This window comes from Propioniciclava soli (assembly GCF_014858005.1).
Taxonomy (GTDB): Bacteria; Actinomycetota; Actinomycetes; order Propionibacteriales; family Propionibacteriaceae; genus Propioniciclava; species Propioniciclava soli.
The window spans coordinates 54,491-68,632 of record NZ_JACYOT010000013.1 but is presented as its reverse complement, the minus strand read 5'-3'; the positions used below and the strand labels follow the sequence as shown (position 1 = coordinate 68,632).

The window sequence follows — 14,142 nt, the reverse complement described above, 5'->3', positions numbered from 1 at the left end:
GGCGGGCCCGACTAGGGTCGACCCTATGAGCCTCATCGTGTTCCTCCACGGCGTGGGCGAGACCCCGCAGGTCTGGCAGGACCAGGTCGTCGCCCTGCCTCCCGGCGCCAAGGCCGTCGCGCCGTGGCTGCGCGGCCTGCGGCCCGGGCGCGACGACGCCTTCGGCGTGAGCGCCGCCGGCGATGACGTGCTCTCCCTGCTGAACACGCACGGGGTCGAGCAGCTGACGCTGATCGGCTCGGGCGTCGGCGGCATGGTGGCGCTCGACATCGCCGTGCGCGCCCCCGAGACGGTCGCCCAACTCGTGCTCAGCGCGGCCCAGCTGGCGCCCCCGAAGAGCGATCTGCGCGCGCAGCGGCTGGCGCTGCGGCTCACCCCCGCCAAGCGTCTGGCGCGGCTCGGCATCGACAAGGAGCGGCTCCGCGCGGCGCTGGACGCCCTCGAGGGCGTCGACCCCACCGACCGGCTCGGCGACGTCACTGCGCGCACCCTGGTCGTCGTCGGCGCCCAGGACGACGCCGGCCACCCCGCGGCGGCCAAGCTCGCCGCCGCGATTCCCGACGCCACCCTCGAGATCGTCCCCGGCGCCCGGCAGAGCCCGCACACCGAGGCGCCCGCGGCGTTCAACGCCACCGTGTTCGGCTTCCTCGACGCCTGAGGCGTCCTGGGGCCACCCAGACCTGCGGCGATCACCCCGCCGCCCCCACCCAAGGAGAAACCCATGCGGTTCGGCATCATCGGCACCAACGTCATCTCCGACGCCTTCGTCCGCGCCTGCCGGGCCACCGGGGGCCGGGCCGAGCCGGTCGCCGTCCACTCCCGGGGGCGCGCCCGGGCCGAGGAGTTCGCCGCACGCCACGGGCTGGGGGTGGCCGTCGACACCCTCGACGCCCTGTTCGACGCCGTGGACGCGGTCTATGTCGCCAGCCCGATCGGGGCCCACCGCGAGCAGGCCCTCGCCGCCATCGCCGCCGGCCGCCACGTCCTGGTCGAGAAGACGATGGGCACGAATGCCGGTGAGGTCGTCGAGATCCTTGAGGCCGCCGAGGCCGCCGGCGTGGTGGCGCTCGAGGCCGTCCGCAACGTGCACGCCCCGACCCACGGATTGATCCGCGATGTCCTGGGCGAGCTGGGCGAGCTGCGGTACGCGCGGCTGGAGAAGCTCCAGTACTCCTCCCGCTACGACGCCTTCCGCGCCGGGGAGGTGCTCAACGCCTTCGACCCCGGCCTGGGCAACTCGGCGCTGGCCGACATCGGCATCTACTGTCTGCAGCCCGCCCTCGACCTGTTCGGCGCCCCGCGCAACCTGGGCGGGGCCAGCGTCTTCCTCGACAACGGCTTCGAGGCGGGCGGCAGCCTGTACCTCGACCACGGCTCGCTGGTGGTCGACCTCGCCTGGTCGAAGATCGCGCGCGGTCTCGGCCCGAGCGTCATCACCGGCGAGGACGCCTCGCTGACCTTCGACGACCCCGCCGACCTGACGCGCATCGTCCTCCACCCCCGCACCGGCTCCGAGCGGGTGCTGTGGGAGGGGGCCACGACCTCCCCGGCCGACACCATGCACCATGAGATCGCCGACTTCTGCGACCTCGTGGCCGCCGGCGCCATGGACCCGCGGTGGTCGGCGCTCAGCGTCAACGCCCGCGCGATCATGGACGCCCACCTGGCCGCGGCGGCGGCGTCCTGGCGCGAGGGCCGCTGACGCCGGCGCCGCCCGGCCGCAGGGGGGCCCGACGTGGGGCGCGTCAGGCGAGGCCGTTGGCCCGGGCGATCCCCCCGAGGTGGGCGGCGCTCGGCTTCGGCGTCCGGGCGAAGGTGGTGCGATCCACCGCCGCGAGCCCGAACTTCGGGCCGTAGCCGAAGATCCACTCGAAGTTGTCGAGCAGCGTCCAGGCAACATAGCCCCGCACGTCGATCCCGTCGGCCAGGCAGCGCGCCACGCAGCCGATCGCCTCGTCGAAGAACGCGACGCGCTGGGTGTCGTCGTCGGTGCTCAGGCCGTTCTCGGTGACGTACACGGGCACGCCGGCGATGTCGGCTGCCTCGCGGATGACCGACTCCAGCGCCCACGGGTAGATCTCCTCGCCGGTCGAGTTGAGCAGCGCTCCCTCCGGCACGGGGGCGGGCCGGCCGTCGGGGCCGAGCAGCGTCCGGTTGTAGGTCTGGACGCCCACGAAGTCGTCGTCGCGGGACTCCACGAGGTAGCGGCCGTTGATGCGGGCCCGGATGTCGGCGACGACGTCCTCGGCCCCCTCGGTGGCGTGGTAGTCGGTGTTCGCCAGCGTCCAGCCCACCGGCAGGTCGCCCCGCACCGCCGTGATGGCGTCCCGTCCGGCCCGGTGCGCGGCGAGCTTCACGGCGAACGCCTCGTCGGAGGACGTGAGCTGGAAGGGCGCGATGGTGCTCGGGTCCACCCCCAGGGCCGCCGCGGCGTGGGCGAACATCGGGAAGTGCGCCCGTGCCCCCCGCGGCCCGCCCGCCACGCCGAGCACGGCCAGCAGGTCGGGGAGGTTGGGCTCGTTCATGGTGCAGGCGAGCCCGATGAGATCCCCCAGGTGCTCGGTGGCGCGGCCGCAGAACGCGGCGAACCGCTCGGCCGTCTCCGGCGCCTCCCAGCCACCGGCGCCGAGCAGCCAGCGCGGCGAGACGAAGTGGTGGAACGTGACGATCGGCGTCAGACCCCGGGCGTGGCAGCCCTCGAGCACGCGTCGGTAGTGGTCGAGCGCCGCGAGGGAGAACTCCCCCGGCTCGGGCTCGATGCGGGCCCACTCGAGGGAGAAGCGGTAACTGTTCAGCCCCAACCCGGCGACGAGATCGAGATCGTCTGGCCAGCGGTGGTAGCTGTCGCAGGCGTCGCCGGACTTCTCGGCGAAGATCGAGCCCTCGACGTGCTCGAGCAGCCAGACGTCGCTGCTCGTGTTCTGGCCCTCCACCTGGTGGCCGGCGGACGCCGCACCCCAGAGAAAGTCGGCGGGGAAAGGTGTGGTGGTCATGGTTTCCTCCTCGGCTGCAAGGGCTGCGTCAGGACGCCGACGGCGCGAGCGAGGCGTCCACGACGGCCTGAACCTCGGCGGCGGGGCCGAACATGCCGCCCATCGTGAGCGCCATGCCAAGCTGGTCCACGGGGACGTCCAGGAAGGCACCAAGGCCCTGGGCGATCTGGCGGGCGTCGTCCAGGGGAAGCACCTCCAGCAGGGCCGCCGACGCGCGCGGCCAGGCGTCCGAGCTGACGTAGTCGCGAACGGTCGCGGGGGCGTCCGGGGCGGGCGGCGCGGCCACCTCGAACCGGTGCGTGCCGGGGCCGACCTCGTGGCGTTCCCCGCCGGGGGTGACCACGGTGCCGCGCAGGCCGACGGGAATCGTCGCCTCGACGATGAGCTCGCCACCCTCGCGCCGCCAGCTACCGCTGGCCTCGCCCCAGGGCGTCAGCCGGCGCGAGGAGGCGTGCTCGAGCAGGTGGGTGGGTGCCGGGGCAAGCTCGACGTGGCGGGCCACGGCGTCCACGGTGAGACCCGCGACCACCTGGTGGAGGAACTCCGCCACCGCGCCCAGCGCGTAGTGGTTGAACGACGTCATCTCGCCGGGGTTGATCGTGCCGTCGGGCAGCATCGAGTCCCAGCGCTCCCAGATGGTGGTGGCCCCCATCGTCACGGGGTAGAGCCAGCTGGGGCAGCCCTCCTCCAGCAACAACCGGTAGGCGACGTCGGTGTGCCCGGTGTCGTGCAGGGCCTGGCAGATCAGCGGCGTGCCGACGAAGCCGGTGCTGACGCGGAAGCTGTTGAGCCGCGCGAGGTCGGCCAGCCGAGCGCCGGCGAACACGCGCTGCGCGTCGTCCAGCAGATCCCAGCAGATCGCCATGGCGTAGCCGGTCGGCGAATCGCTGTGCACGAGCCCGTCGGCGGTGATCCAGCGGTTGCGCAGGGCGGTGCGGACGGCGTCCGCCAGCCCGGCGTAGTGGGCGCGGCCCTCCTCGTCGCCCACGGCGGCGCACGCATCGGCGGTGAGCCGCGCGCTGCGGACGAGGCAGGCGGTGGCCACGAGATCCTTGTCGACCTTCGAGTCACCCGGCTTCTCGGGCGGGGCGTCCGGGTCGAGCCAGTCGCCGAACTGGAAGTCGCCGGTCCAGAGATGGTCCTCTCCCGCGGCCGCCGCGACGCAGTCGACCCACGCCTTCATGCTGGGCAGCTGGCGGCGGAGCACCTCAGCGTCACCGGTGGCCGCGTAGACGTTCCACGGCACCACGGACGCCGCGTCACCCCAGGCGGCCGCCGGGCGCCCGCCCAGACCGCCGCGCAGCACGTGGGGCACGACGATGGGCACGGCGCCGCTGTCGTCCTGCTCGGCCGCCAGATCCTCCAGCCAGCTGCCGAGGAAGCCCGCCGCGTCGTGCAGGATCAGGGCGGTCGGGCTGAACACCTGGATGTCACCGGTCCAGCCCAGTCGCTCGTCGCGCTGGGGGCAGTCGGTCGGCACATCGAGGAAGTTGCCGCGCATGCCCCACACGACGTTCTCGTGCAGCTGGTTGAGCAGGTCGTGGGAGCTGGTGAACCAGCCCGTCCGCGTCATCGCGGAGTGCAGCACCAGCGCGCTGATGTCCTCGGCGGCCAGCTCGTCGACACCGGTGACCTCGGCGTAGCGGAACCCGAAGAACGTGAAGTGGGGCGCCAGCACCGTCTCCTGGGGCCCGGCGACGGTGTAGCTCGCCGTGGCCCGCGCGTTGCGCAGCGGCCGGGTGCCCAGCTCGTCGTGCTCGAGCACCTCCGCGTGGCGAATCGTCACCGCGTCGCCGGACGCCAGCCCGCGCACCGTGAGGCGCGTGACGCCGACCAGGTTCTGACCGAAGTCGACCAGCAGCTTGCCCGCGGGGCTGCGCCACACGCGCTGGGCGTCCACCACCTCGGTGACCCGCACCGCCGGGCCGCGCGCCGCCACCAGGGTGTCGAGGTCGAGGTCCACGACCTCCACCGGGTGGTCGGCGTCGGCGATGAGCGGACGCCGCAGGTCCTGGGTCTCGCCGCCGTACAGGTCGTTGGCGGTGATGTGCGTCGTGCGGGCGGCCCAGGTTCCGTCGGTGACGAGCGCGTGCGTGGCGCCGTCGCCGGTGACCACCTCGAGCCGGGCCAGCGCCGCGAGGCGGTCGCCGTACATGCGCTCCATGTTCCAGGTGAGCGGGCTGCGCCACCAGCCGTTGCCGAGCAGGATCTGCACGGTGTTCTCACCCGCCGTCAGCAGGTCGGTGACGTCGTGGGTGTAGTACCGCAGCCGATCCTCATACGCCGTCCAGCCGGGGCCGAACCAGTCCTCCCCGACGCGGCGTCCGTTGATCAGCACCTCGTACCACCCGTGCGCGGTGAGGTGCAGCCGCGCGGCGCGCACGCCGGCCGGCAGCTCCCAGGTGGCGACCAGCGCGGGGGCCGGCTCGTCCAGGCCGCCCACGCCGGCCGGGCTGATGAGCCGGGCGTCCCCCCAGTCGGAGGTGGCCAACAGGCCGGCCTCCACGACCGCCGGCTCGGACCACTCACTGTCCGCACCATCCGTCGCGTGGACGCGGACGCGCACCTCGGCCCGCTCGCGGGAGGCCAGCGGCGCGAAGGGCCAGTCGACGAGCACCTGGGCATCGGAGTCGAGGGTGGCGGTTTCGGTGGACGCCTCCCCGCCCCACGGCGACCGCGTCACCTCGACCGTCGCCGAGGCCTGCCGTACGTCGTCGGGCGCGTCGGCCACCGCCCACGTCAGCCGCGGCGTGGGCGTCCCGACGCCGAGGGCGGGCTCGCCCGGGCTGCGCTGTTCGAACGTGAGGGCCGTGCAGATCATCGGTGCTCCTGGCGGGATCGGGTGTCGGGTGTCGGGTGGCGCGGCCGCGGGTCAGGCGTCGGTGAGCCGGTTGGCCAGCCGGTCCAGGGAGGCGTGGGTGAGCGGGGAGCCGATCGCGTTGAGGTGCCCGTGCGGCACCCCCGCGGCCGTGACGACCGTGACGTCCACGCCGGCCTCGGCGAGCTGGCGGCCGAACCGTTCACCGGAGGCCCGGAGGTCGTCGAACTCGCAGTTCTCGATGTAGGTGCGCGGGTAGCCCGCCAGGTCGTCGGCGTGCCCGGGGAAGGCGAGCGGCACCGCGTGCGTCGCCGAAGGCCCGCCCAGGTAGTTCTCGTTGATGGCGTCGGTCTCGTTGGTGAACGTCAACACCGGCGGCATCTGGGCGATACAGGCGGCGAGCTCGGCGCTGGGCTGCGGCAGCGGCGCGTGCGCGACCGGATAGACCAGCAGCGCCTGCGCGGGCCGGGGATCCTCGGTGATCGACCGCAGCGCCACGCCGGCGGCCAGGTTGCCGCCCGCCGAGGTGCCGCCGACGGCCAGGCGGGTCGGGTCGATGCCGAGGTCGTCGGCGTGGGCGTGCGTCCAGCTCCACGCGGCCCAGCAGTCGTCGTGCGGCACGGGGTGATGAACGCCGCCCTGACACAGGCGGTAGTCGACCGAGACGACGACGCCGCCCGTCCGGGTGACGAGGCCGCGCGAGGCCAGGTCGGCCTCCGGCATGTCGAGGTCGCCGCCGAGGAACGCCCCGCCGTGGAACCACACCAGCCCCACGCCGGACGCCTCGCCCGAGGCGGGTCGGTAGATGCGGAGGGGCACCGGCCCGTGCGGGCCCTCGACCGTCCGGTCCTCGGCTACAGCGTCGGTCGGTTCCGCCTCGCCGAACGGCGCGTTCCACGCCACGAGACCCGCCGGCGGGTTGGCCCAGTCGAAGGGCTGCGCGAGGCCCTCGATGTGGTGCAGTCGCTCGGCATAGATCGGGGCCCAGGCGCCGGTCGGGGTCGTCGTTGCGGTCGAGCCGCCGTGTGCGTCCATCGCTGTCTCCTTGGTCAGACCGCTGCGTCTGTGGCCCGCTCCACGAGGCTTCGGGCGGGCGGTGAACGGATCAGGGCAGATTGTACCGATTCACCGACGTCCTCGGGAGGGCTCGTTCCGCAAAGGCGTCAGCACGTGGCGCACCCCCTCGTCTCGTGGCGCACCCCCTCGTCACGTGGGCTCCACTGCGCCACGTGGGCTCCACTGCGCCACGTGGGGTTTGCGTGCGCCACGTGGGGTTTGCGTGCGCCAGGTGGGGGTTGCGTGCGCCACGTCGGCATGCCTGCGCCACGACAGGAGCGTCCGGCTCGGCTAAGGGCGTGCCGGCATGGTCCACCCGGCGTCAGGCCGGACGCAGGTGCGTGACGTCGCCGGCGACGAAGGTGCGTTCCCCGGCGGCGGTCGCGACCACCAGGGCGCCGTCGGGAGCGACGCCGGTCGCCGTCCCGACCACGCGCTCCTCGCCCAGCTGCACCGACACCTCTTCCCCGATCGTCGTGCAGCGCTGCCGGTAGGACGCGCCGAGATCCGCCCCGGCGTCCCACCGCGTGTACCAGGTCTCCAGGCTCTGCAGCACGGCGGCGACCACGCCGTTCACGGCGGCGTCCGACCCCTCCAGCCGCAGCGAGGTGGCGGTCGGCACGGGCAGCTCGTCGGCGCGCAGCTCGGTGTTGAGGCCGAAGCCCAGCACGGCGCGCGGGCCGGCGTCCGTCAGCACCGACTCGCACAGGATGCCGCACAGCTTGCGGCCGTGGATGCCCACGTCGTTGGGCCACTTCACCCCCACCTGGACGCCGGTGGCGGCCCGGACGCCGTCCACCACCGCCATGCCCACGAGCAGCGACAGCCAGCCCCACTCCTCGACGCCACGCGCCGGCGCGACGAGCGCCGAACACGCCACGGATGCCCCCGGCGGCGCCTCCCACGTGCGGGCCAACCGGCCCCGCCCGGCGCTCTGGTGCTCGGCCAACCGCACCAGGCCCGGCTCGGCGCCGGCGCGGGCGGCGTCCGCCAGGTCGGCGTTGGTGGAACCGGTGGACGCGACGACCTCGATGTCACGCCACAGCCCCCCGCGGCAGGCGAGGGCGAGGGCGTCGGCGTCCAGGTGTGCGTTCACGGCCCCGATCCTACGAGGCGCCCGGCCCACGATCCGCCGATCCCACGCGGCGCTGCCGGCGGGGCTATCGTCGGTCCATGACGCCCGACCTCCCCACGGAGCCCGACCGTCACACCACGGCCGGCAAGCTGGGCGACCTGGATGCGCGCATCGAGGCCGCGCTCAACGCCGCCGGGCCCGACGCCGCCGAGAAGCAGCACGCGCGCGGCAAGATGACGGCCCGCGAACGGATCGCCGCGCTCCTCGACGAGGGCACGTTCGCCGAGTTCGACGAGTTCGCCCGGCACCGCTCCCAGTCCTTCGGCATGGGCGAGAAGCGGCCCTACACCGACGGTGTGATCACCGGCGTCGGCGCGATCCACGGCCGCCCGGTCTGCGTCTATTCCCAGGACGTCGCCGTCTTCGGCGGGGCGCTCGGGCAGGTGTACGGGGAGAAGATCGTCAAGATCATCGACTTCGCGACCAAGACCGGCTGCCCCCTCATCGGGCTCATCGAGGGCGGCGGTGCGCGCATCCAGGAGGGCGCCGTGAGCCTCGGTCTCTACGGCGACATCTTCCGACGCAACACGCTCGCCTCCGGCGTGATCCCGCAGATCTCCGTGATCATGGGCGCCGCCGCCGGCGGTCACGTCTACTCCCCCGCCCTCACCGACTTCGTCGTCATGGTCGACCAGACCTCGCAGATGTTCATCACCGGCCCCGCGGTCATCAAGACCGTCACGGGCGAGGACGTCACCCTCGAAGAGCTCGGCGGCGGGCGTACCCACAACACCCGCTCGGGCAACGCCCACCACCTCGCGGCCGATGAGGCGGACGCCCTCGCCTGGGTCCGTGACCTGCTCACCTACCTCCCCCAGAACAACCTCGACGAGCCCCCAGTCCATGAGACCGCCGAGGCCGACCTGGCGGTCACCGCCCGCGATCGCGAGCTCGACACCCTCATTCCGGACGCCGCCAACCAGCCCTACGACATCCACCGCGTGATCGCGGGGGTGCTCGACGACGTCGACTTCCTCGAGGTGGCCGCCCTGTTCGCCCCCAACATCGTCTGCGGGTTCGGGCGCATCGAGGGCCGCGTCGTCGGCGTCGTCGCCAACCAGCCTCTCGTCCTGGGCGGCTGCCTCGACATCGACGCCTCGGAGAAGGCCGCCCGCTTCGTCCGCACGTGTGACTGCTTCAACATCCCCGTGCTGACGTTCGTGGACGTCCCGGGCTTCCTGCCCGGCGTCACCCAGGAGCACCGCGGCATCATCCGCCGCGGCGCCAAGCTGATCTACGCCTACGCCGAGGCCACGGTGCCGCTCGTCACCGTCATCACCCGCAAGGCCTACGGCGGCGCCTACGACGTTATGGCGTCCAAGCACCTCGGCGCCGATGTGAACCTCGCCTGGCCCACCGCCCAGATCGCGGTGATGGGCGCCGAGGGCGCCGTCGAGATCCTCCACCGCCGCGAGCTCGCCGAGGCCGACGACCCCGCCCGCCGCCGCGCCGAACTCATCGACGCCTACAACGCCGAGCTCGCCAACCCCTACGTCGCGGCCGAGCGCGGCTACATCGACCAGGTCATCCACCCCCACGCCACCCGCGAGACCATCACCCGCGTCATGCGCCTCCTGCGCACGAAGCGCGAGTCCCTGCCGCCCAAGAAGCACGGGAACATCCCGCTGTGACCGGCACCGAGCCCGAGCCGGACGCCGCCGCGTTCGAGGTCGTCTCCGGTCACCCCACCCCCGACGAGATCGCGGCGCTCGCGGTGGTGCTCCACCTGCTCGGACGCGAGCAGGGGCGTCCGCCCGCGCCGACGAACAGCCACCCCGCCGCCGGGTGGGCCTCGCGCTGGCACCAGCTCAACCACGGGCTGCTCCCCGGCGTCACCGCGTGGCGCACCACGTTTCGGCGCTGAGCCTGACACCGACGGGCGCGGCGCCCCGGTAGAGTCGCGCCATCGACCCGCCCCCGGCGGGAACTTCGCGAAGGAGCGCACCATGGCAGCCGTCGACGACATCAAGGCCAACCTCGACCTCGACCAGGTCGCCCAGTACCTCGGCACGGACCGCGCCGAGGCCGACCGCGTGGTCGACCAGGCGCTCGCCTCGCTGGTCGGTCAGCTCGACCACAACGTGGCGGACGCCGACGGGGCCGTCGGCCTCACCCGGGCGTTGGACCGGCACGCCGACTCCCCGGCGTTCTCCGACCGGATCGACCTGGCCGGCATCGACACCGGCGACGGCGCCAAGATCGTCGACCACGTCTACGCGCCCGACCAGATCCAGGCACTCGGGGGCGGCCAGGGCGGGTCGTTGGTGCAGCGCCTCCTGCCCATCCTCGCGCCCATCGTGCTGAGCTACCTCGCCAAGCGGCTCGGCGGCGCCGTCGGTGGCGGCGGCGGGCTGGGCGGCGCGCTCGGCGGCGGAACCGGCACCTCGCGCGGCGGCCTGGGCGGCATCCTGGAGGACCTCCTCGGCGGTGCAGCGGCGCAGCAGTCGGGCCGCGCGGAGGCCCCCGCGAACGGCGGCGGCATCGGCGACATCCTCGGCGACCTCCTCGGCGGCGGCCGGCAGCAGGGCACCCCGGGCGCGACGCCGCAGGCAAGCGGCGGGGCGGGCGGTGGCGGGGTGGGCACCGGGCCCTTCACCAGCCAGACGCCCCCGCCCACCGACCTCACGCTGGAGCCGGGCACGGCATCGTCCCCGGCCGGATCGGTTGCCCCGGAGGGCACCGCGGTCAACCGGACCGACAACCCGCTCGGCGGCATCCTGTCCGACCTCCTCTTCGGACGCCGGTAGCCGGTGCGCCTCGTCCTGGCGTCGGCGTCCCCGGCCCGCCTCGCCACCCTGCGGGCCGCCGGCGTCGAGCCGCTGGTGCGGGTCTCGGGGGTCGACGAGTCGACCGTCCCGCACGCCGACCCCACGAAACTCGCGCTCGCGCTGGCCGATCTCAAGGCGGAGGCGGTGCTGGCCGCGCTGGCCTCGGGAAGCGCCGAGGGCGTCGGGGAGGACGCGTTTGTCCTCGTCGGCTGCGACTCGGTGCTGGAGCTGGACGGCCGCGCCCACGGCAAGCCGGGCACCGATGACGCCGTCCGCGCGCGCTGGCGCGCCCTGCGGGGCCGCTCCGGACGCCTCGTGACCGGCCACCACGTGGCCGTCGTCCGGGGCGACGCGGTGGCGCACCGCAGCCGTGCGGCGTCCACCACCGTTCACTTCGCCGACGTCACGGACGCCGAGATCGAGGCCTACGTGGCCACCGGCGAGCCCCAGCACGTCGCGGGCGCCTTCACCATCGACGGGTACGGCGCCGCCTTCGTGAGCGGGGTGGCAGGCGACCACCACAACGTCGTGGGCATCAGCGTGCCCCTGCTGCGCGTCCTGCTGGCCGAGCTGGGTGTCGCGTGGACCGATCTGTGGCGCGCCCAGCGATAAACTGCCACCGCCATGACCGACATCGCCCCGCTCCCCCGGCGCTCGCGCGTCCCCGCCCCCCTCCGCGCGATGCGGCCCCGCCAATGGGTCAAGAACGTCCTCGTGCTGGCCGCCCCCGTCGCGGCCGGGCAACTGTTCGTGCCCGCCGTCGCGCTGGCCACCGCCGGGGCCTTCGTCGCGTTCTGCCTCATCAGCGCGTCCATCTACCTCATCAACGACGTCCGCGACGTCGAGGCCGACCGCCAGCACCCCAAGAAGCGGTTCCGGCCGATCGCCGCCGGTGAGCTCCGCCCGGGCACCGCCCTGGTGCTCGCCGGCGTCACCGCGGTGGCGAGCCTGGCACTGGGCTGGTTCATCGCGCCCCTGCTGGCGGTCACCCTGGCCGTCTATTGGCTGCTGCAGGTCGGCTACTCGGTGTTCTGGAAGAACCAGCCGATCATCGACCTCGCGATGGTGGCGGCCGGCTTCCTGCTGCGCGCGGTGGCCGGTGGCGTGGCGTCCGGCATCCCGCTGTCGCAGTGGTTCCTGCTCGTCGCCTCGTTCGGCTCGCTGTTCATGGTGGCCGGCAAACGCTACTCCGAGATGATCGAGCTCGGCCCCCACGCCGGCACGCGCGCGTCGCTGGCCCGCTACACCGCGAGCTACCTGCGGTTCGTCTGGGCCCTGTCGTGCGCGGCCGTCATCATGTCCTACAGCCTGTGGGCCTTCGAGCAGGCCCCCGACGCGGGCGGCATCACCTGGCACGCCCTCTCGATCGCACCGTTCACGCTCGCTCTGCTGCGTTACGCCTACACCATCGACGCCGGCGGTGCCGGCGAGCCCGAGGACGTCGTGCTGGGTGATCGCGTCCTGCAGCTGCTCGCGGTGGTCTGGCTCATTCCGGTGGCCATCGGCGTGTTCGCCTGAGGCCTAGACTCCGGGCAGGAGTCGCGCACCCCACGGCGGACGCGGCGGACGCGCGGCGAAGGAGTCAGGCGTGGGCATCAGCAAGGTTCTCGTGGCCAACCGCGGCGAGATCGCGGTGCGGATCATCCGGGCCGCGCGCGACGCCGGACTGGCGAGCGTCGCTGTCCACGCCGACCCGGACGCCGACGCCCTGTTCGTGCGGCTCGCCGACGACGCCTTCGCGTTGGGCGGGGACACGCCCGCCGCGTCCTACCTGCGCATCGATGCGATCCTGGACGCCGCGCGCCGCAGCGGCTCCGACGCCGTCCACCCCGGCTACGGCTTCCTCGCCGAGAACGCCGACTTCGCGCGCGCCGTCACCGCCGCCGGCCTGACGTGGATCGGCCCACCCGCCGAGGCCATCGAGGCGCTCGGCGACAAGGTGCGCGCCCGCCACATCGCCCAGCGGGTGGGTGCGCCGCTCGTCGCGGGCACCGCCGAGCCGGTGCCGGACGCCGACGCGGCGGTCACCTTCGCCCGGGAGCACGGCCTGCCCATCGCGATCAAGGCGGCCCACGGCGGCGGTGGCCGGGGCCTGAAGGTGGCGCGGCGCCTCGACGAGGTTGCCGCGATGTTCGACGCGGCGACGCGCGAGTCCACGGTCGCGTTCGGCCGCGGGGAGTGTTTCGTCGAGCAGTACCTGGATCGCCCCCGTCACGTGGAGACGCAGTGCCTCGCCGACGCCCACGGCCACGTCGTCGTGGTCTCGACCCGGGACTGCTCGCTGCAGCGCCGCCACCAGAAGCTGGTCGAGGAGGCCCCCGCGCCGTTCCTCAGCGACGCCCAGGTGGCCACCCTCCACGACGCCTCGAAGGCGATCCTGCGGGAGGCCGGTTACGTCGGGGCGGGCACCTGCGAGTTCCTCGTCGCCACCGACGGCCGCATCTCCTTCCTCGAGGTCAACACACGGCTCCAGGTGGAGCACCCCGTCTCGGAGGAGGTCACCGGTCTCGACCTGGTCCGCGAGATGTTCCGCATCGCCGACGGCGAGGAGCTGGGCTACGACGACCCGGAGGTGCGCGGGCACGCGATCGAGTTCCGGATCAACGCCGAGGACCCGGCGCGGTCCTTCGTGCCCATGCCGGGCACGCTGACGCTGTGGAACCCACCGACCGGCCCCGGGGTCCGCGTGGACGAGGGCTACCACGCCGGGATGACGGTGCCCGGCGCCTTCGACTCGCTGGTGGCCAAGATCATCGTGACCGGCGCCGACCGCCCGCACGCGCTGGCCCGGGCGCGACGGGCCTTGGCGGAGACGTCGCTGGCGGGCATGCCGACGGTGCTGCCGTTCCACCGGGCCGTGGTCGACGACCCGGCCTTCACCGGTGTCGACGGCACCCTGGGCGTCCACACCCGCTGGATCGAGACCGAGTTCGCCACCCCGCTCGAGCCCCAGGACGCCCCCGCGGAGGTTCCCCCGCCCCCCGAGAAGGTGACCATCGCCGTCGAGGTGGACGGCCGCCGCGTCGAGGTGCGCGTGCCGGCGAGCCTGACGCGTGCCGCCACCGCGGGGTCGCTCGCCCGTCCGCCCCGGCCGGAGCGGGCCGGCGCGCGGGCGGCCGCCCCCGCCGCCACGGTGTCGACCGGCCCGGTGCTGGTTGCCCCCATGCAGGGCACGATCGTGACGGTGGCCGTCACCGAGGGCGACACGGTGGCCGAGGGCGACACGGTCGTGGTGCTGGAGGCCATGAAGATGGAACAGCCCGTGGGCGCCCACCGCGCCGGCGTGGTGCGGTCGCTCACCGCCGAGCCGGGCCGGATCGTCGCCGGCGGCGCATCGCTGTGCGAGATCGTCGACCCCGCCTGAGCGTGCTC

Annotated in this window: 12 protein-coding genes; 8 read left to right on the top strand and 4 right to left on the bottom strand. The window is 73.8% G+C overall.

From position 1 onward, the window contains the following. The first annotated feature begins 25 nt into the window (after window positions 1-25). Together IFY26_RS13005 and IFY26_RS13000 are read left to right on the top strand one after the other, a co-directional pair. Window positions 26-658 carry an alpha/beta fold hydrolase gene (locus tag IFY26_RS13005; protein WP_269779500.1) on the top strand — a complete coding sequence of 211 codons (633 nt, stop codon included), beginning with the start codon at window positions 26-28 and terminating at the stop codon, window positions 656-658. 63 nt (window positions 659-721) lie between these two features. Next, on the top strand, window positions 722-1,702 hold the full coding sequence (locus IFY26_RS13000; protein ID WP_232549438.1) for a Gfo/Idh/MocA family protein: 981 nt from the start codon (window positions 722-724) through the stop codon (window positions 1,700-1,702). A gap of 43 nt (window positions 1,703-1,745) precedes the next feature. Here IFY26_RS13000 and IFY26_RS12995 read toward each other — a convergent pair whose 3' ends face one another. The 4 genes from IFY26_RS12995 to IFY26_RS12980 all read right to left on the bottom strand — a co-directional run bounded on the left by IFY26_RS12995 (window position 1,746) and on the right by IFY26_RS12980 (window position 7,963). Continuing rightward, window positions 1,746-2,993, bottom strand: coding sequence for a glycoside hydrolase family 1 protein (locus tag IFY26_RS12995; protein ID WP_232549437.1), 1,248 nt, complete (start codon window positions 2,991-2,993; stop codon window positions 1,746-1,748). Window positions 2,994-3,021: 28 nt separating this feature from the next. Next, entirely contained in the window at window positions 3,022-5,814 is a 2,793-nt protein-coding gene (locus IFY26_RS12990; RefSeq protein ID WP_232549436.1) for an alpha-L-rhamnosidase, read from the bottom strand. Between the two features lie 51 nt (window positions 5,815-5,865). Further along, complete coding sequence (locus tag IFY26_RS12985) at window positions 5,866-6,846, bottom strand: alpha/beta hydrolase (protein ID WP_232549435.1); 981 nt, start codon at window positions 6,844-6,846, stop codon at window positions 5,866-5,868. A gap of 343 nt (window positions 6,847-7,189) precedes the next feature. Beyond that, the gene (locus IFY26_RS12980; protein WP_232549434.1) at window positions 7,190-7,963 is read right to left on the bottom strand and encodes a biotin--[acetyl-CoA-carboxylase] ligase; all 774 of its coding nucleotides are present in this window, start codon (window positions 7,961-7,963) and stop codon (window positions 7,190-7,192) included. Between the two features lie 77 nt (window positions 7,964-8,040). Here IFY26_RS12980 and IFY26_RS12975 point away from each other — a divergent pair, with 77 nt between their 5' ends. The 6 genes from IFY26_RS12975 to IFY26_RS12950 all read left to right on the top strand — a co-directional run bounded on the left by IFY26_RS12975 (window position 8,041) and on the right by IFY26_RS12950 (window position 14,134). Continuing rightward, a complete protein-coding gene (locus IFY26_RS12975; RefSeq protein WP_232549433.1) occupies window positions 8,041-9,633 on the top strand; it encodes an acyl-CoA carboxylase subunit beta in 1,593 nt (530 codons plus the stop codon). Then, the gene (locus IFY26_RS12970) at window positions 9,630-9,866 is read left to right on the top strand and encodes an acyl-CoA carboxylase subunit epsilon (RefSeq protein WP_232549432.1); all 237 of its coding nucleotides are present in this window, start codon (window positions 9,630-9,632) and stop codon (window positions 9,864-9,866) included. The genes IFY26_RS12975 and IFY26_RS12970 overlap by 4 nt, the downstream gene beginning before the upstream one ends. A gap of 82 nt (window positions 9,867-9,948) precedes the next feature. Then, window positions 9,949-10,749, top strand: a complete 801-nt coding sequence (locus IFY26_RS12965; protein ID WP_232549431.1) for a DUF937 domain-containing protein — start codon at window positions 9,949-9,951, stop codon at window positions 10,747-10,749. Window positions 10,750-10,752: 3 nt separating this feature from the next. Next, window positions 10,753-11,382: a Maf family protein gene (locus IFY26_RS12960; RefSeq protein ID WP_232549430.1), complete on the top strand. Its 630-nt coding sequence runs from the start codon at window positions 10,753-10,755 to the stop codon at window positions 11,380-11,382. Window positions 11,383-11,394: 12 nt separating this feature from the next. Beyond that, window positions 11,395-12,288, top strand: coding sequence for a decaprenyl-phosphate phosphoribosyltransferase (locus IFY26_RS12955; protein ID WP_232549429.1), 894 nt, complete (start codon window positions 11,395-11,397; stop codon window positions 12,286-12,288). Window positions 12,289-12,358: 70 nt separating this feature from the next. Further along, window positions 12,359-14,134 (top strand): acetyl/propionyl/methylcrotonyl-CoA carboxylase subunit alpha, encoded by a 1,776-nt coding sequence (locus tag IFY26_RS12950; protein WP_232549428.1) that lies wholly within the window; start codon window positions 12,359-12,361, stop codon window positions 14,132-14,134. Window positions 14,135-14,142 lie beyond the last annotated feature (8 nt).